The sequence below is a fragment of the Pseudoalteromonas sp. Hal040 genome (assembly GCF_037162425.1).
GTDB lineage: Bacteria > Pseudomonadota > Gammaproteobacteria > Enterobacterales > Alteromonadaceae > Pseudoalteromonas > Pseudoalteromonas gelatinilytica.
On the sequence record NZ_JARLUU010000001.1, the window covers coordinates 1,878,513 to 1,896,590 of the forward strand.

Below are 18,078 nucleotides of genomic sequence, written 5' to 3' on the forward strand. Positions count from 1 at the left end.
ATAACAGGACCAAACTATAATGACAACACCTCGCCCTTCAATGACACTTAATTTAATTGCGCTAAGCTTAGCCTGTGTGTTTGCCAATGGTTGCAGCGATACACATAAAGCGCCTGTGCAAGAGCCATCAGTTAACTCACAAGCAGACCCATTTACCGAGGTAGAAACACTGACCAAGCTGGTTGATTTTTCAGATCAACAACAGCAAAGTTGGCTTTTTGGTAGTCATACATCTCATCAACTGATTGAATCAGTAAATAATAAACAATTAGCGTTAAATTTTTCAGCTAAGAGAAATATTTCTGAGCTAAAAATAGCTCCACCGAGCCCGTGGGACGTGTCGGCATATAATAACTATAATTTGGCATTTGATGTACAAAACACTAGCTCAGACTCTATACATGTTTACTTGTCATTAGAAAACCCACACGGTCAGCTACAAAGTCGCTCAGTGAGTTTACCTGCTAATTACCAAGGGACGGTGTATTTTCCTTTAGCTGGCAAAGAAGCACAAACAAATGCCGGTATGTGGGGAGATGCGCCACCTTGACAAACAAATGATCGATTAATGGTGTGGCGATCTTGGCGTGATGATGGCGGCGACTTTACAAAAATTAGTGCAATGAACCTCTTCACTATCGGTGTGTTAGAAGATAAGTCAATATTAATTGGTGATATCAAACTGAGAAAAAACCCACCATACGATCCCTATTGGATGGTCAATATAATTGATAAATATGGTCAATACGCAAAACAAACCAATGCGTTAACTATCACCTCAGATGAGCAGCTTAAACGTTTGGCTGATATTGAATTAGCTAAACTTGCAAAATCCAAAGGCATGAGCGACCGCTCTCGATTCGGTGGTTATGCCAAAGGTCCTAAATTAGAGGCCACAGGCTATTTCAGAACTGAAAAAGTAGACGGTAAATGGTGGATGGTTGACCCTAAAGGCTACTTATTTTTCTCCCATGGTCCGGCCAATGTGCGCATGGCTAATCTTACCACCATTACCGGCGTAGACTTCGAAGATGATTCGGTCCGTAATCGCAGTAGCGATGAGATCACCCCTGAAGATTCAATGGGGTTCATTAAAGTCTCAGATGACGCTCGCCAAAGCCGCTTTATTACCTATACGCTTCGTCATAATATGTTTCAATGGCTGTCCGATTACGATGAGCCACTTAGCGATCACTACAGTTACAAACGTTCAACACATAAAGGCCCTGTTGCACATGGCGAAACATATAGTTTTTACCGTGCAAACTTACAACGTCGCTATGGCGAAACATCACCTAAATCATATTTAGATAAATGGCATGAGATAACACTAGACCGCATGAAGGATTGGGGTTTTACATCATTTGGCAACTGGGTCGATCCAGCTTTTTACGATAAAGAATCAGTGCCCTATTTTGCCAATGGTTGGATTATCGGCGACTTTAAAACACTTTCTGGACATACTAATCACTGGGGACTGATGCCCGATTTTTATGATCCTGAGTTTAAAAAACGTGCAGAAATTACCATTGATGCCATAGCTAAAAGCATCAAATCATCACCTTGGTGTGTAGGTATATTTATCGATAACGAAAAAAGTTGGGGCGAACGTGAAGGCAGCGTAGAAAAACGCTACGGGATCATACTCGATGCCCTATAAAAAGATGCACAGCAAAGCCCTGCTAAACACGCATTTGCAACACACCTTAAACGAAAGTACACCTCAATAAATGCACTAAATAAAGCATGGCAAAGCGATATTTCAAGTTGGGATGAACTTAATAATGGCGTTACGTCTACTACCTACACTGACGCACAAATAGCCGACATATCTAAAATGTTAGAAATGTTAGGCGAACAATACTTTAAAGTAGTCAATGGTACATTAGATAAAAAGCTGCCTAATCATTTATACATGGGTGCTCGCATGGCTAACTGGGGCATGCCAGATGAAATTATTAAAGCGTCGGTAAAATACTCGGATGTATTGAGCTTTAATATTTACGAGGAAGGTATGCAAGATCATTACTGGCAATTTTTAGAAGACGTTGATCTACCCGTTGTAATTGGCGAATTCCATATTGGTACAGCTACCGACTCTGGCTTGTTTAACCCAGGTATTGTTCACGCTGCAAATCAAACAGACCATGCTGCTATGTATAAAAATTACATGCAAAGCGTACTCGAAAAACCGTACATGGTTGGCGCTCATTGGTTCCAATATGTTGATGAACCAGTATCTGGGCGGGCATTTGATGGTGAAAACGCCAATATAGGCTTTGTTACCACCACTGACATCCCCTACCCTGAAATGATCGAAGCAGTAAAAGACGTTACCTCCACCATGTATGAAAAGCGTTATGGTAAGTAGCTTTCCTCAATTAAACGGTACTACATGACCGGCTAGTATTCACTAGCCGGTCATACCTACACAATTAAGTGTTTCATCAGATACTCTTTCATGCTTACATTAAGCTGCCACTGCTGTGTTAATGGTATCGTTGAATTAAGTTTATTAGGCATATAAGGCCAAGGTCCAAATTCCGGGCAAATATAAAATGTTTTTTGCCCGCGTGCTTTTGCTAAATCAATAATCTGTTGCCACCACTTTACGTACAAGCTTAATATTTCCTGCCATTGGGGGCTAAACGGGTCATTCACTTGTGCTGATTGAGTATGACCTACTCGAGCGTGAATATAATAACTGTGCTGTTGCGCGCGTTTTAGTGATCCTTGTTGATCCTCTAGGAAACTTTCACTGACATTAGTCCAATGCGAAAAGTCAGCATTTAATTTTAGAGCTGGAAATTGTTTAAGATACGGTTCTGTAGCAAAGGCTGCAAAATTAAACCGTCCTCGGTGAGTCTCATGAGTAATTGTGATACCCAAAGTACGCTCTACCGCTAAAGCATCGTTGAGTAACAGGCTGTTTTGTGCAACGCTATAAAAGTCTTTTCCGGTATGTGAGTTTATAAACACAGGGTTGAGTGTTGCTAAAAAACGTAATCGCGCATTAAATTTAGCGCGGTATTGTGCAAACGATTCAACCTTAGGCGCAAGCCATTGTTGTGCTACCACACTAAAATTATCTTCATTGGCGGCACGTTGAATTCCACTGATGAACTTTTCATCTGCTGGAAAGTTAATTTCTGCCCCAGCAAATCCAGCATCAAGTACCTTTGCTACAAATTCATCGGCTGCTGTCCCTTCACAGCCCCAGTAAGGACATAAAAACTTTAATTTCATAATATTGCCTTTTATCTAAATTCAGCATGCGAAGCTGTTACACAATCATTGAAGCAATAAATAATGCACGCTAAACTTAATTATAATTTGTTAACAATAAACTATATGCCAAAGCCAACAATCTATTGTGAACCGTTTTCTATTAAAGACGGCAACGAGTTTGAAATTCATCACGTTAGTTATCTTCAGCACGATGCTTATTCGTGTTTTATGCACTTTCATCAAGTGCATGAATTTATATTTTTTGAACGCATCGATGGCACTTATTTTTACCATCAAGGTGAATCAACATTAGCTGATTATGAAGCCGTTTTTACCCCCGCCATGGAAACCCATGACTTTGAGCTCAAACCTCGCTCTAAATCTTGGTACATAGTGCAATTTATACCTGAACGCCTAAACGATCCGGCTTTAAGTGAGTTTACTGAGCTGCTTAAAACCGGTTTACATTTAAGCTTTAGTATTGAAATACAAAAAAGAATTCATAAATTACTCGCGTGGATGCTGAGTGAGTTTAATGAAAACCCTAAAAGTAAAACCTGTACTCAACTATTTAATAGCTTAATGACTATGGTGTGCGAATACGGTAAAAGCAGCTTACCGGCGCAGCAAAAACCATTAAGCGGCTCAGCCAGCTTTAAAAAGCTGACACCAATACTTAATGAACTTAAAACAAACCACGGCTTAACCCTGTCACTTGAGCAAGCCGCGAGACTTTGTCATTTATCGCCGTCGTATTTTTCGCGGGTATTTAAAAAGCACTTTAGAGTGCCTTATTCTGATCACCTTATGCAGCACAAGCTATACAGCGCTGCACGCCTACTAGGACAAACAGATGTATCGGTGACCGAAATAGCGTACGATCTAAACTTTTCCAGCCCGTCGTATTTTATTAAGCAATTTAAGTATCACTTCAAAATGACACCCTACCAATATCGGCAACAATATCGCCAGCAATTACATCCCTAAAGCTAACTACTCACTTAGTAATAATGTTTTTGTAAGTGCCGTTGTGATGTCTTTTAACACCTGTTTATTAACCTGTAAATTTTGTTTAATTGCTTGCATACCCAGTACATAGGCTTTGCTATTGTTAACCGCTTCGACACATAACAATTGCTCAGTATTGAAGTACCACACCGAAAATTGTGTCGGCGAATCTTCACGAACAATTAATTCGTCATACCCCTGTGACAAACCAACAATTTGCAATTTGTACTCGTATTGATCTGACCAAAACCAAGGCACCGCAGGAGCTAACGGCGCTTTATTCGTTAGACACCGCGCTACAGATTTAGCTTGATCAACGGCATTTTGTACTGACTCTAAGCGGATCCAACGTTGATAAATTTTGTTAAAGTGTGTTGTACAATCACCAATTGCGAAAATATCAGGGTGAGACGTTTGGCAAACATCATTCACTTTAATGCCTTGCTCAATCGTCAAGAGCGCATCACTGGTCAATTGCGTGTTTAACCTAACGCCGACTCCGACTAAAATAAAATCTGCGGGATAATGGGTACCATCGCTACACACAACCAAGTGTTTATTACCTTGGTGTTGTATTTCGACAACGTCTTTGCCTGTATGTAGAGCTACGCCTTTATCTAGGTGCAGCTGGGTTAAAAAGTCTGACATCACACTTGATGTAACACGTGATAATATTTTATCTTGTTTTTCAATCACGGTTACATCAGCGCCTAACGCAACAAACGATGACGCTGATTCAAGCCCAATATAACCGCCACCAATAATGACAACCTGTTTGTCAGTACTGTTATTTAAAGCAGCTTTAATCGCTTTGGCATCCGCAAACGTTCGCATTGCAAAATATTGGGGGTTACCCGCCTCATCAAGGGTATCGCTCAATCCAGGTATGGGCGGAATAAAAGCAGAACACCCCGTTGCTAGCACCAATTTATCAAACGTAAGGCGGCTGTCATCATCTAAGGTAATTAATTTTTCTTGCTTATCAATGGCTGTCACTGTTTGCCCTAATCGCAGTACTAAGTTGTTATCTGTGTAGGCTTTTTCAGCTTTAAGCGGTGTTGATAATGTGTCACTTGCTTGCAATATTTTTTTAGACAATGGCGGTCTGTGATAAGGTAACTCAGGATCACTATCTATTAAGGTAATACTGCCAAGCCAGCCTTGCTGGCGTAAATTAAACGCAAGGTTCACACCTGCGTGACTGGCGCCTATTATCACTATATTTAAATCAAGTGAATGGGTTGGTGAGTATATATTTTGCATAATAAATCACTCAACTATCTAGTTAGCAACAACAAAGGTCATGCCATCGAGATCTTCAGAAACTTCAATTTGACAACATAAACGACTATATTCAGTCACGTTACCATCAAGTTCTAGCATGTCGCTTTCGATTTCATCTGGTACGCCTATTTTTTCAAAATCATGAGGCGCAACGTAAATATGACATGTTGCGCATGAGCATACGCCACCACAGTCACCATCAATACCTGCAACGCCATTAGCGGCAGCTAACTCCATTAATGAACCGCTGCTTCCTTCAACTTCAACAGCCCCATTGGTTTTTGTCATAAAAATTACTTTAGCCATCGTTCTATCCTCTTATTTTTTGCACTTGCTACAGTGTTCGTTACTTTGCTTTTATACTGACTTGTAAGCGGTTAAAGCCTACCTTGCGTGAAAACTCACCGAGCTTTTCAATGTTTTCATCGGCTTTGATTATGTCTATGCTGGCTACTTTACTTGCCAGTGATAACACTAATTGACGAAGTAATTGTCGTGCATGAGTGGCCCCTAAACAGTTGTGATGACTAAAGCCAAAACTCACATGAGGGTTTACTTTTCGATCAAAATCAACGTTATTTGGATTTTTAAACACGCTTTCATCGCGATTTGCCGATGCCCAGCATAGTGATATACGGCTATCCGCTTTTATTGCATGCTCACAGACTTGAGTATCTTCGGTTGCAACACGCCCCATCTGTGTTAATGGTGAAAAGTAACGAATAAGCTCTTCAACAGCACGATTAATGATTTCAGGCTCATCATGAATACGCTGTAAGTCACTGATATTTTGGCTAAAGTAAGCAATTGAATTAGTGATGGCATTTATTACCGTATCGCGGCCACCAGCAAAGGTTAGGATCATGACGCCTTTAACTTGCTCTTTCGTCATTTTTTGACCATTCACTTGCGCGGCAAGTAATACTGAGTACAAGTCATCACTAGGATTAGCAATGGCTTTATCTATTTCATTATCAATATAGTCATAGAGAATATTAGCTTTATCGCCATCTAAATCACTGTTTTCACTGCGAAATACATGAGTGCCCCAATCAATCCAGGTTTGCGCTTTATCCATCGTGGTATTTAATAACAACGTCAGCGCTTTCGATTGCAGGGGTAATGCAAACTCACTCACAATATCCAGTGATTGCGCACGCAAAGCACAGTCAATTGTGTCATCAATGATTTGCTGTAAACTAGCTTGATACGCATCATCTAACGGGCGTTTAAACCATGGGTTTAATAACTCACGAAAGCCACCATGCTCTGGCGGGTCGACTTCAAAAGGAATTTGCCGTGTTTCACGAATTGCCACTTCAGATGGAATAACAATCCGCCCAGGTTTAGCACCTGACTGAAACACCGCACAATTATGCGCCGCTTTACGTACATCTTTTAAACCTAAGAGCATATTTACGGGATCATTCTGATCGTCCATTTGCCCAATGCCCGATGCACTACGTTGCTCTTTAAATACATCAGGAAAATCACTCACACCTGTAATTTTTGCTGTCATGCTGAAATTACCTTACGACTAAAAATGTAAATTTAATGCTCCATACTAGTCCGATATTTTTGGCTTAAATACGCAAAATAGATTAAAAAATGGTAGTTTCATGTCCTTTTTAGCATGACGTTAATTAACTCTCAGGCATAAAAAAGCCGATGCGTTTGCATCGGCTTTAGGTGGGCAAATGTGAGAGAATCCACACCGGCTAATTACTGCTCGTTTAAATAAACGGTTTTCTTCTCAAGATATTGTTCTAAACCGTATTGGCCGTCTTCTCCACCCATACCGCTTAGCTTCCAGCCATTGTGGAAACCTTGATGTTGTTCACCTAAACCACGGTTAACATAAACTTCACCCACTTCCATTTCTGCAATTGATCGATGAATGTATTCCATAGATTTAGTGTATAAGTACGCTGAGAGTCCATATTCACTGTCGTTGGTATAAGCAATAGCTTCATCAATGCTGTTGATTTTGATGATTGGCAATACCGGTCCAAAAGTTTCTTCATGCACCAAGATATTATCTTGTTCAACATCAACCAGTACAGTTGGCTCATACCAATTGCCGCCTTCAAACCCTGCCACTGTGGCAACTTTCCCCCCAGTGACAAGCTTAGCGCCTTGTGCAATGCCTTTTTCAACAATTGTGTGAATATTATTAATTTCACTTTGATTGACCTTAGGCCCCATATCTGTACTTGGGTCCATTGGGTCGCCTACTTTAAGCGCTTGCACTTTTGGAATGAATTTTTCAATAAAGCTATCATAGACATCGCTGTGTACATATAAACGCTCAGCACATGTACATACTTGACCACAGTTAGCAAAACGCGCGACCACAGCGTCAGCAACGGCTTTTTCAAGATCTGCATCTTCCATCACAATAAACGGCGCTTTGCCGCCGAGTTCAAGCATCACTGGAGTTAAGTTTTTACCACTGGCTTGATGAATAATTTGCCCTGCACGGGTACTGCCGGTCATGGTGATTAGCTTTGTCAGCGGGCTTTCACATAAGTGTTGGCCAACGACTGAACCTGTACCATTAACAATGTTGATCACACCTGGCGAAATACCTGCTTGATTGGCAATTTCACCTAATTCCATCGTAGCTAATGGTGTTTCTTGGGTTGGCTTAATTACTATTGAGTTACCGGTAATAAGCGCAGGACCAATTTTACGCCCCGCTAATGCCAACGGAAAGTTCCATGCAGTGATTGCCACAACTACACCACGGGGAACTTTATGAATATAGATTTTTTCGTTTTCGTGATCAGAAGGAATGATATCCCCTTTGATCGTCAACGCATTATCACAGGCATATTCAATAAATGTGGCTGTAACGTTGGCTTCCATACGAGCAACATCTATTAACTTGCCTTGCTCTTGTACTAATAGCTCAGCAAGACGCTCGTTATTATCACGAATACCTTGGGCAAAACGGCGTAAAATTGTGGCGCGTTCACGCGGTGTTTTTTGCGCCCACTGAGTTTGTGCTACTGTGGCGGTTTCAAGCGCAAGCTGTGCGTCTTCAACACTGCCTTTAGGAATAACACCCACTTGCTCTCCAGTACTTGGTGAAAGCACGCTGATGGTGTCGCTACTTGATGAGCTAATATACTCGCCATTTATAAAGTTTACGTTATTTTTTATTGTCATGGTTTTATCGTCCCATCCAGCCGCCATCAACTAATAGAACACTACCGTTCATGTAGTTTGAGGCATTTGATGCTAAAAATACGGTTGGCCCTTTAAAGTCATCAGGTGTTCCCCAACGACCTTGCGGTATACGATCTAGAATCGATTTTGCACGCTCTGGGTCATTTCTGAGTGCTTCGGTATTATCTGTTGCAATGTAACCCGGCGCAATAGCGTTTACATTAACACCTTTACTTGCCCACTCGTTAGCAAGTGCTTTGGTTAATTGACCAATAGCCCCTTTACTTGCTGCATAACCAGGTACAGTAATACCACCTTGGAAAGTAAGCAGTGACGCTGTAAAAATTATTTTACCTTGCCCACGGGCCACCATTTCTTTACCTAATTCACGGCTTAAAATAAATTGTGAGTTTAAGTTAATTTCAATAATTTTATCCCAATATTCATCACTGTGCTCTACCGCTGGGTCACGTAAAATTGAGCCTGCGTTATTGACTAGAATATCAATTTTAGGGTGATCTTTTTTCACATCTTGTATAAAAGCATATAAGCTCTCACGATTAGAAAAATCACATTGGTAAGCATAAAACATTTGCCCACGAGCAAGCACTTGCGTTTCAACATCTGATCCTGATTTTGCTAAACTTGCTGATACGCCAATTACATCAGCGCCAGCTTCAGCCAATGCCAATGCCATTGCTTTACCAATACCACGGCTACAACCTGTGACTAATGCTGTTTTACCTTTAAGACTAAATTTATCTAACACGTTATTTTCCATTACTTAATTTGGCAAGAAACAAGGGCTTTCATACCCGTAGGGTTATTGTCCATGCTAGCAAACGCTGAGCTAATATCAGCCAGTTCACTGACCGAAGTAATAAATGGTTCTAAATCAATTTTGCCGCTAGCGACTAAATCAATCGCCATTTCAAAATCAGCATCTTCATAAACACGTGCGCCAACAAGTTCTAGTTCACGCCAAAAAAATTGAAACAAATCAACTGGCGGCTTTTGAGAATGGATAGCAACCATACAAATGCGGCCACGTACTGCTGCAATTTGGGTCATAGCTTCAACTGCAGGTTGCACACCCGATACTTCAAAAACAACATCAGCGCCTTTGCCATCACTCCATTTAGACACATATTCTTGCAAGTCTTGTTCTAGTGGGTTGATGGTTTCAATATCAAAACGCGCAGAAAACTTACGACGCTCGTTATTTACTTCAGAGATCAACACGTCAGCACCGACGCTTTTAGCAACCAAGGCCACGAGTTGACCAATTGGACCGCCACCGATCACCACTGCTTTTTCACCGGCTTTTAAGCGTGAACGCGAAATATCATGACAGGCAACAGATAAAGGCTCAATTAATGCGCCTTGCTCAAGTGTTACGTTGTCAGGTAGTTTATGAATAGTACGCGCTTTTACTGTCCATGAATTTTGGAATGCGCCAACTGAATCAATGCCCATAAATTTCAGGTTATGACATACATGGCTATGACCAGCATTACATGCAGGACAATCACCACAGTAATCAAGTGGGCGTACAACGACACGATCACCCACTTTTAAGTTAGTCACATTGCTACCAAGCTCTGCAACCACACCTGAAATTTCATGACCTATGGTATGCGGAGGGTTAACGCGCTGATCCATTACGCCATGATAAATATGCATATCGGTACCACAGATACCAACAAAACCAACATCTAAACGTACTTCATCTGCTTGTGGCTTTACTTGTTTTCCTTCGACGATGCGAAATGATTTATTGCCAATATATTCTGCTGCTTGCATGGTAAATACCTTATGATTGCTTAACTAAATGAGGCTTAACTAATTGCGCGTCAAACTCGACACCGGTACCAATTAAATCTGGTGCACAGGCTTCGCCGTTATCAAGTTGTAATGGTCGCGTGGTGTATTCATCTATCGGGAATGAGTGTACTTCTAAGAATCCCGCGTGAGGTTGTGAAGCCAATAGCGATACATGTAATTCATGCATACCGTGGCTACAAATCGGCAAGTTGTGGGTATACGCTAAACTAGCAACATGTAACCAACCTGTGATACCGCCGATATTTGAGGCATCAGGTTGTAAAAAGCCAAGTTTTGCTTGATCAATCGCATAACCAAACTCATGTAATGTATGTAGGTTCTCACCCATAGCTAAAGGAATTGAGGTCGCTTGCGCAATCCGTGCAAACCCTTTGTAATCATCTGGAATTGTTGGCTCTTCAAACCAGGTTATATCAAACTGCTCAATGGCTTTTGCAAAACGGATTGCATGTTCTACATTCATCGAGTAATTAGCATCAACCATTAACGTTTTATCAGCACCAATTAGTTCACGAACGGCGGCCACTCGTGCCACATCTTCTTTGTAATCTTGTTTGCCTACTTTAATTTTTACCGCATTAAAACCACGGTCTAAGTAACCTTGAATATTCTTAAGGAGCTTTTGCTGATCAAAGTTAAGATCAATACCACCGGCATAACACGCTGTTTTATCTCTGTGTCCACCAGCAACTTGCCAAAGTGGTGTTGATAAGCGCTTACATTTGATATCCCACAAAGCAATATCTACTGCAGAGATTGCAAAGCTTAATAAACCTCCGCGGCCTACGTAATGTAGGTCCCACTGTAGCTTATCCCAAATTGACATAATTGCTGATGAATCAGCCCCGATCAAACGAGGTTTAATTTCGTCATTTAATAACGAATAAATAGCGCGGCCACCTTTACCGCCGGTATAGGTGTAACCCATACCTTCGTAACCGTCTTTGGTCATTATACGCACTGCGATAACTTCAAAATGAGTATGATCACCGTGTTTAGCATCACTTAACACCTCAGCGAGAGGAATTTGGTAATACTCTACTTTTATATTTTTTATTGCTCGCAATGAATCTCTCATCTAGCCACCAGTTTAGTTTACAAGATACAGTCTATTGTTAACAATCTACAACAACATAAATTTCTTGTAAAGGTAATATAGTTAATAAAATGAAAATAACTTTGCCGTAGACGTGCAGCTAAGATTGGCCTAGTAAGTTAAGTTGCAACCGCTTAACTTGCTAGTGTTCTAAACGATTATTGAAGATCAGTGTTTAAAGAAAATGAAAATAAATGTGTATGAGCGGTTATATACACACGGTTTTGTTGGGCATTAAATGCTAAGTTTGCACTAATGGTAGGCAATGATACTTTGGCTAATAGCAGGGCGTTTTCATCAAACAACCAAAGCCCACCAGGACCTGTTGCAAATATAATCCCACTGGAATGAATTTTTAATCCATCCGGTAGACCATGGCTGTTATCTGCCACTGCGGGCAATTGATAAAATAACGCTTTATATTTAACAGTGCCATCTTGGTTTAATTGATATCGATACCAAGCGGGTTTATCAGGGTTTGATGCCGCCACATACAGTGTTTTTTCATCCCCAGACAACGCAACCCCATTTGGATAAATTAATTGCTTATCAAGCACATTAAGTTGGCCTTTTGTATTCAATGAATATACCCCTTGGAAGCTTAGCTCTTTAGCGGGATCATCAAGCTGCTTAGCCAGTCCATAAGGGGGATCACTAAAAAATAGAGTACCTTGCTGATTAAAAATACCATCGTTTGGGCTGTTGAGCTGTTGCCCTTGATAACGACTCACTAATTCACGATAGTTTGTTTTAGGATCATTAACCGACGATGCCATAGTGACAATTTTTCGTGAGCGAGATTGCAATAACACCAACTCATTGTCGTTATTCAGGACTAGGCCATTTGAGTAACCACTCTCCGCTAAATAAAGGTGCACACCTTGCTCAGGCTGAAAGCGATAGACTCGGTGGGTGGGAATATCTGAAAACAACAAATACCCGCCGTCTTCAACCCATACGGGCCCTTCAAGCCACTCAAAGCCGGCAGCCAGTGTTTCGATTGGTGCATCTAAATTTAAAACCTGCAACGCCCTGTTATCGTAGATTTCATACGGGCCTTGATTTATCACTGCCTCTGCATCTACAGAGATGCTAATAAGCACAGCTGTAAGCACTACCCAAGCCTGAATATATTTAGTTAGCATTATTTGTATACCTGCGTTGATAAAGTTGCTGATTAACTTCTTTAGCAGCATCAACAAGGGGCATGTAAGGAATATCTGCCACATTAACAAAGCCAACGTTATAATTTTCGCCATCATAGGCACGCCCTGTTAATGGTGAATCTATATATTGAAACCAATGCGCCCCAACAAAATATGGATTATCGATCACGCTATACATATATTGTTGGTATTTAACACCGCGGTCGTATTGGGACTCGGCGTGAATAAGCCCTGGGTTTAATAGTCCAGAATCTAACGCCCCATTATGAAATTCACCAATAATGCTTGGCTTATCAATGTCTACTAAAAAGTGCCAAAAACCATCATTGAGCCCTTCTCGGTAGTAGTTATAGCTAACCACATCAGCATGAGCAGCTGCTGCGTTACGAATTTCTGGCGTCATGCCCCAGTCAGCAAAACGAGCTCCCATATAGAGATGGTTTGGTAAGTGTTTAGCTGTTGCTTGCTCTACCACGGCAAAATATTGGTTAGCATAATGAAATAGCATAGTGGAAAAATCAGCTTCGACTTGCTTGTTGATATTTTTGACTGTAATGCCACTAGAAAACTCATGCCACGATGCAATATTGCTGTTCCAGCTAGCATTCAAAGCAGCTATATCTTGGTACTTATCTTTCATCAGTTTTACGAATTCAGCTTTAGTAGGGCTTTGTGTTGCATCTACAGATAATGTGTTGATCACTAACCCATATTGCGAATTAACTGAGCCCATCATGCCCCAGCTTTTTTCATTATCAATAAAAACACCAACACACCATGGACTATTGTTCACTTGCTCAGCCACGGTTGCTAAGGTGATATCCGCGCGCTTAATAAAAACAGGATCAAATGGATCAGGTAGCGGGCTCCAGTAATCATTACCACTACTTACTGTTTTAAAATCACCGATGATCCATGCATTGGCAAAATAAGGGAGTCGGTTTTGCTGATAGTAATCATCATCAAGCCAGTTACCAAAAGAGGTGAATCCCCACGACAACATACGATCTGTCGTGGTATCGCGCCATTTTTTCATTAATGTTTGCTCATCACGTGTTTGGTATTTGCGTTGTAAGTTTGCTCGATAAAAACTAAATGTTTCACCTTTTTTAACTGCCCCACTATGCACTTCACGGCGATAGCCATAATTGTCGGCAAGAGGATCATCACTGTCAGGCAACCATTTAAACATGTTAGCGCGCAGCTCCGAGCTGATATAACGTGATGGCCACGCAGCTTTTGGTGCCGTATTTAAGCCGATTGAATCCTCAGGAGTCAGGTCACCCGCCGCTCTTTGCTTTATGTACTTTTGGTCAAAGTCATAACCTGTAATTGTGGTGGTATTAGCCAAGCGTACATTGGCAATACCGGTTGAAAAAAATAAATAACCTTGCGGGTCAACTAAACTCCATTTACCTTGGTACTTTTCGGTTCTGAAGTAGCCCGTTGCTTTAAGTTTTGGTCCCGCTTGCCAACCACTAAACGTTGAGCGCCCCTCAACAGGTGACTTCTTCAGTTGTATTTGCTCTTGCGCTGAGATTGCAAGTAATTGCTCTGTGGATGAAACTTTGTTGCTAAAATCACGCTTGGCATTTTGGCCAAACTCATCCACCAAGCCTACTAGGTATTCGGTGTCAAAGTCAGTTGGCTTTATTAGTCTTACATTATCGATTAGTAATTGCTTATCCGCTAACAAACCTTTTGTGCCAAACGTCACCTTGGTTACTTTACTAACATCAATTTTCTTTTCACCCCCTCGGTACAATACCGGGGTATAACGACTATGCCAACTAGGCGGGTTGGAGCGTATCCCCGACTCTGTATTTAAATCGGCCCCTTTTAACTCAATATAATAAGTATTATTTGATTCAGCTGGCACCACTACACTGCGACTTTGTGCTCTACCGTTATCATCCACTGTTTTTATATATAACTGGGTAGACGCCTTATCAGGGTTTTCTATATCAAGTGCAAAAGCAAAGTTGCCTAGAGCCTGCCAATTCCACGTTGATCTATTTACAAATTCAATATCGCTTTCGTGATGAGTTTTGCCTGCAAATATAACCTGTAACTTATGATTACCTTGCTGTTCAATTAGCTTAGTCGTGGCATTGTGATGCTGTAAAAAAGGCTGATATTCCGTTTTTTCGAAGTCCCACAGCATGTGCTCTTTTTTTGTTGTGTCGCTTGCAGGCGTGTTTTCTTCGAGTTGATTATTAGTACAACCTGACAACATAGTGCCTAGCAGAAGTACAGATGAGATATAAGCATTCTTGTGTGTTTTTTTCATAGCAAGCCTATTCTTTTATTATGAAAGAACCGCTTTTGCAATAAAAGCGGTTAGGTACTATGTAGAATAATTACACAACACCAAATTAATAACAATTAATTGTTAACAATTTTGTATTTGTAAAAATATATGCTGCTTTTTACTCAATCAGCTGAAAACGTTGATTGTCGCCGTTATAACACTCCCACTGTACAATATCAGCACCATTTGTTTGCAGTTTACCTGCGATATCAACACATTTATTACTTAAACTTGATTTGAGCTCGAAGTAGCCATCACCCGTGCTATTGAGAGTAAAGCGTTGACTGGTTTTTGCATGATCACAAACCCACTGCTCCAACTTAGCGCCATTACTTAAACTGGCGTTTTCAATCTGCATGCACAAGCCACTTAACTGCGAGCTAATTGCATATTCATTATTGCTTAACTCAACAAGGTTAAATTGTTGGTTCACATTATCAGAGCCACAACCCCACTGCTGATAATAAGAGCCATTACTCATAGCGCCAGCTGTTATATCGATACACTTTTGACTATGCTTAGCTTTGATCTGTGCACCATTACTAACAATGTTTGTATTGGACGCATTAACAGGTTTATAAACTCGCACCCAATCGACATACATTTTATTTTTACTACCGTCAGCCAAATCGGCATCTGTAGCAATATTTCCTGCCTCTGAACGCCAATCATGATCTTCTGTATCAATAATGATATATGCAGATTGATCCATATTATGTGTGTTCTTGTTTAACGTCGCACCGGTATAGTCTTTATCTTTCATCACCACCTGTGCCCACGAACCATCAGGCGTTTGCTGGCCATCAATATAAAAAGTGACTTCTGTTGGGCTTTTCCAATACACGCCAAAACGATGAAAACCTTCACGCCAATACGTTCCCCAACTAGGCGTATTATGTGTTTGATCATTGTAATCACTGATTATTTGATTTGTTTGTGGATCACGAATAAATACATGAAAATTCGTCGACATATTTTTAGCAAACCAGTCATCACGTGCCCCACCGTATACCTCAAGCACATCTATTTCTCGTTCGTCATTGTCACTAAGCAGCCAAAAATTTGAGGATAACTCCAGATTACTTACCTTAATGTTTGCCTCTAAAAAGATTGGAAAGCTAACTTTTGTCTTCGAGGTGATCACCCCTGCATTAACTTTATCTGTGCCGGCACGACGCGAAGCACTAATTATAAGGTTGCCGTCTGAAACCCATGACTCATCTTGTTGCCAATAGGTCAATCCTGGACCTGTCCAACTATTAAAGTAAGTATCATTCCATTTACTGGTAAATGCAGCAGGTTTACCTGTGTAATTAAATGAGTCTGAGTATGTTTCTTGTAGCTGCCAGACTTTGCCATCACCGGGAGTAACCGGTAAAGGAATTGAGTCCCAATCATTTGCAAACAAGTTGGTAGTAGTGAGTAAACAGCCGATAAACAATGTTGTTTTGTTCATTTTTTCCTCTTTAAATTAATGTTGTCATTTTGGTCACACACTGTGACTAATACAGACTAGTACAAATAAGAAACAAAATAAACACATTGTTAACAATTAAAGATTAAATAAAAAAGGGGGAGTAATTGAAATAGCCATAAAATGTATTAATTAAAGTTATGATTATTAACTGGCATTTCAATAGATATTTGCGTAAAAAACAGACATGAAAGCTATTAGACATCAATTTAGTTGTAATAAAGTCTATATGAAATAGTCAAAGTTCTTTGGGCAATAACCACCATTAAATATGCCTGCTACCCTAGACTTAAATCAAAGTGATTGGTGTTGATATGTAATTAAATCCTCAATTTTACAATCAAAATATGTGCATAATGCATCCAATGTGCGAGTCGTTGTCGAATAGTTATTATTTTTAGCCATTTTAGAGATAGCAGCTTTTTGTAGGCCTGCCGCCTCAGCAACATAGTAATGTTTTATAAAGTGAACAATGAAATCTAGTGCCCTAGGTTCATGCTTATAATCATGCGATTTAATTAAAAAAATATAACGGATAAGAAGCACACCATCCTTTTTTAAATGTTTTTTCCCTGTAATTAACATTGTTTTCTTTTGAAAGTTTAATTTCATAGTTGATAAAAAGATCAAAGATATATTTTTTAAGTGCAATTTGCTCTAACAACGTTTTATAAGCAGTTTTTGATGTATCACGTACAATTCTTATGAAATCAAAAACCCAATATAACCCCCTTAAATCATCAACTGGTGCTTTAATTTTCAATAAAAACTCATCAAAGTCATTTTTAATATCTTCTTTATCTACGTGAAAGCCTGTATTTTTGCATCCATCGACTAAATGGGTAATTAACTCTCTTCGTAAATAACTCATAACTTTATGACTTTATTACTGATTTTTAGCCATTTGCAAAACTCAGTTTTTGTATTTATTTTAGGAAAAAGCATTTGCCAATGTTCGGTTTTAAAAATATTCTCTTCACTAGGAAAGAGGCAATTTAACAACTTTGATATAGAGTCACCACTCACATTGAAGTACTGCTTTAGCATTATTCTAAGCACGTCATTCAAAAAATTAAATTACGCTGTTCGGGTTTGGTCTAGAGGATACAATCAAGCAAGGGATAGTCGCGTTAACATTAGTTGCCCTAAAACGTTGAGACTTCATATAGGTAAATACACCCGAAAAGGCAAAATATTTACCATCAATTTCGTAGCACCGAATTGGGGCTTGATATGAGTCCATTAACAATGACTCTAACTCATCAAAACTATCATCATTATTTGCCTTAAGGAAACTAATCAAGTTAACTTCTGAAATAATATTCTTGATGGTTCTATCAAGCAGAACATTATCCAGTGCTACTTGTTATAATCTTGCCGTGCAGAAAATAGAATTTATCTTCGCATACTCTTTTTCATACTTAGTGGGAAACATAGACTTCAACACAATAGTGGTAATAATAACATTTTAAGTTTGTGCCTAAACTGAGCCTTT

General features: G+C 40.0%; 17 protein-coding genes. 4 read left to right on the forward strand and 13 right to left on the reverse strand.

The features are described from left to right. Positions 1-19 precede the first annotated feature (19 nt). From P4S60_RS08420 to P4S60_RS08430, 3 genes are all read left to right on the forward strand, one after another. Positions 20-550 carry a hypothetical protein gene (locus tag P4S60_RS08420; RefSeq protein ID WP_337115653.1) on the forward strand — a complete coding sequence of 177 codons (531 nt, stop codon included), beginning with the start codon at positions 20-22 and terminating at the stop codon, positions 548-550. A gap of 18 nt (positions 551-568) precedes the next feature. Then, the gene (locus P4S60_RS08425) at positions 569-1,660 is read left to right on the forward strand and encodes a hypothetical protein (protein ID WP_337115655.1); all 1,092 of its coding nucleotides are present in this window, start codon (positions 569-571) and stop codon (positions 1,658-1,660) included. Between the two features lie 177 nt (positions 1,661-1,837). Further along, the gene (locus P4S60_RS08430; RefSeq protein ID WP_337115656.1) at positions 1,838-2,371 is read left to right on the forward strand and encodes a hypothetical protein; all 534 of its coding nucleotides are present in this window, start codon (positions 1,838-1,840) and stop codon (positions 2,369-2,371) included. Positions 2,372-2,427: 56 nt separating this feature from the next. On the opposite strand, the gene P4S60_RS08435 is transcribed toward P4S60_RS08430, so the two are convergent. Next, positions 2,428-3,246 carry a hypothetical protein gene (locus P4S60_RS08435; protein ID WP_337115657.1) on the reverse strand — a complete coding sequence of 273 codons (819 nt, stop codon included), beginning with the start codon at positions 3,244-3,246 and terminating at the stop codon, positions 2,428-2,430. A 105-nt stretch (positions 3,247-3,351) separates the two neighbouring features. Between P4S60_RS08435 and P4S60_RS08440 the strand changes: the two genes are divergently transcribed. Next, a complete protein-coding gene (locus P4S60_RS08440; protein ID WP_337115658.1) occupies positions 3,352-4,215 on the forward strand; it encodes a helix-turn-helix transcriptional regulator in 864 nt (287 codons plus the stop codon). 6 nt (positions 4,216-4,221) lie between these two features. Here P4S60_RS08440 and P4S60_RS08445 read toward each other — a convergent pair whose 3' ends face one another. The 12 genes from P4S60_RS08445 to P4S60_RS08495 form a co-directional block, all read right to left on the reverse strand. Then, on the reverse strand, positions 4,222-5,499 hold the full coding sequence (locus P4S60_RS08445; RefSeq protein WP_337115659.1) for an NAD(P)/FAD-dependent oxidoreductase: 1,278 nt from the start codon (positions 5,497-5,499) through the stop codon (positions 4,222-4,224). Positions 5,500-5,517: 18 nt separating this feature from the next. Beyond that, on the reverse strand, positions 5,518-5,826 hold the full coding sequence (locus P4S60_RS08450) for a 2Fe-2S ferredoxin (protein ID WP_337115660.1): 309 nt from the start codon (positions 5,824-5,826) through the stop codon (positions 5,518-5,520). 40 nt (positions 5,827-5,866) lie between these two features. Next, the gene (locus P4S60_RS08455) at positions 5,867-7,039 is read right to left on the reverse strand and encodes a cytochrome P450 (protein ID WP_337115661.1); all 1,173 of its coding nucleotides are present in this window, start codon (positions 7,037-7,039) and stop codon (positions 5,867-5,869) included. Between the two features lie 203 nt (positions 7,040-7,242). Next, positions 7,243-8,691, reverse strand: a complete 1,449-nt coding sequence (gene aldA, locus P4S60_RS08460; RefSeq protein WP_337115662.1) for an aldehyde dehydrogenase — start codon at positions 8,689-8,691, stop codon at positions 7,243-7,245. A gap of 4 nt (positions 8,692-8,695) precedes the next feature. Continuing rightward, positions 8,696-9,460, reverse strand: a complete 765-nt coding sequence (locus P4S60_RS08465; RefSeq protein ID WP_337115663.1) for an SDR family oxidoreductase — start codon at positions 9,458-9,460, stop codon at positions 8,696-8,698. An 11-nt stretch (positions 9,461-9,471) separates the two neighbouring features. Further along, positions 9,472-10,494 carry a zinc-dependent alcohol dehydrogenase gene (locus P4S60_RS08470; RefSeq protein ID WP_016709222.1) on the reverse strand — a complete coding sequence of 341 codons (1,023 nt, stop codon included), beginning with the start codon at positions 10,492-10,494 and terminating at the stop codon, positions 9,472-9,474. Positions 10,495-10,504: 10 nt separating this feature from the next. Continuing rightward, positions 10,505-11,614, reverse strand: a complete 1,110-nt coding sequence (locus P4S60_RS08475) for a mandelate racemase/muconate lactonizing enzyme family protein (protein ID WP_337115664.1) — start codon at positions 11,612-11,614, stop codon at positions 10,505-10,507. Between the two features lie 176 nt (positions 11,615-11,790). After that, a complete protein-coding gene (locus P4S60_RS08480; RefSeq protein ID WP_337115665.1) occupies positions 11,791-12,777 on the reverse strand; it encodes an SMP-30/gluconolactonase/LRE family protein in 987 nt (328 codons plus the stop codon). Then, positions 12,767-15,088 carry an agarase gene (locus P4S60_RS08485; protein WP_337115666.1) on the reverse strand — a complete coding sequence of 774 codons (2,322 nt, stop codon included), beginning with the start codon at positions 15,086-15,088 and terminating at the stop codon, positions 12,767-12,769. Before P4S60_RS08485 ends, P4S60_RS08480 begins: the two co-directional genes overlap by 11 nt. 139 nt (positions 15,089-15,227) lie before the next feature. Next, a complete protein-coding gene (locus tag P4S60_RS08490) occupies positions 15,228-16,565 on the reverse strand; it encodes an RICIN domain-containing protein (RefSeq protein WP_337115667.1) in 1,338 nt (445 codons plus the stop codon). A 312-nt stretch (positions 16,566-16,877) separates the two neighbouring features. After that, positions 16,878-17,195, reverse strand: coding sequence for a helix-turn-helix domain-containing protein (locus tag P4S60_RS21525; protein ID WP_442961480.1), 318 nt, complete (start codon positions 17,193-17,195; stop codon positions 16,878-16,880). Further along, positions 17,098-17,454 (reverse strand): hypothetical protein, encoded by a 357-nt coding sequence (locus tag P4S60_RS08495; RefSeq protein WP_337115668.1) that lies wholly within the window; start codon positions 17,452-17,454, stop codon positions 17,098-17,100. The genes P4S60_RS21525 and P4S60_RS08495 overlap by 98 nt, the downstream gene beginning before the upstream one ends. Between the last annotated feature and the right edge of the window lie 624 nt (positions 17,455-18,078).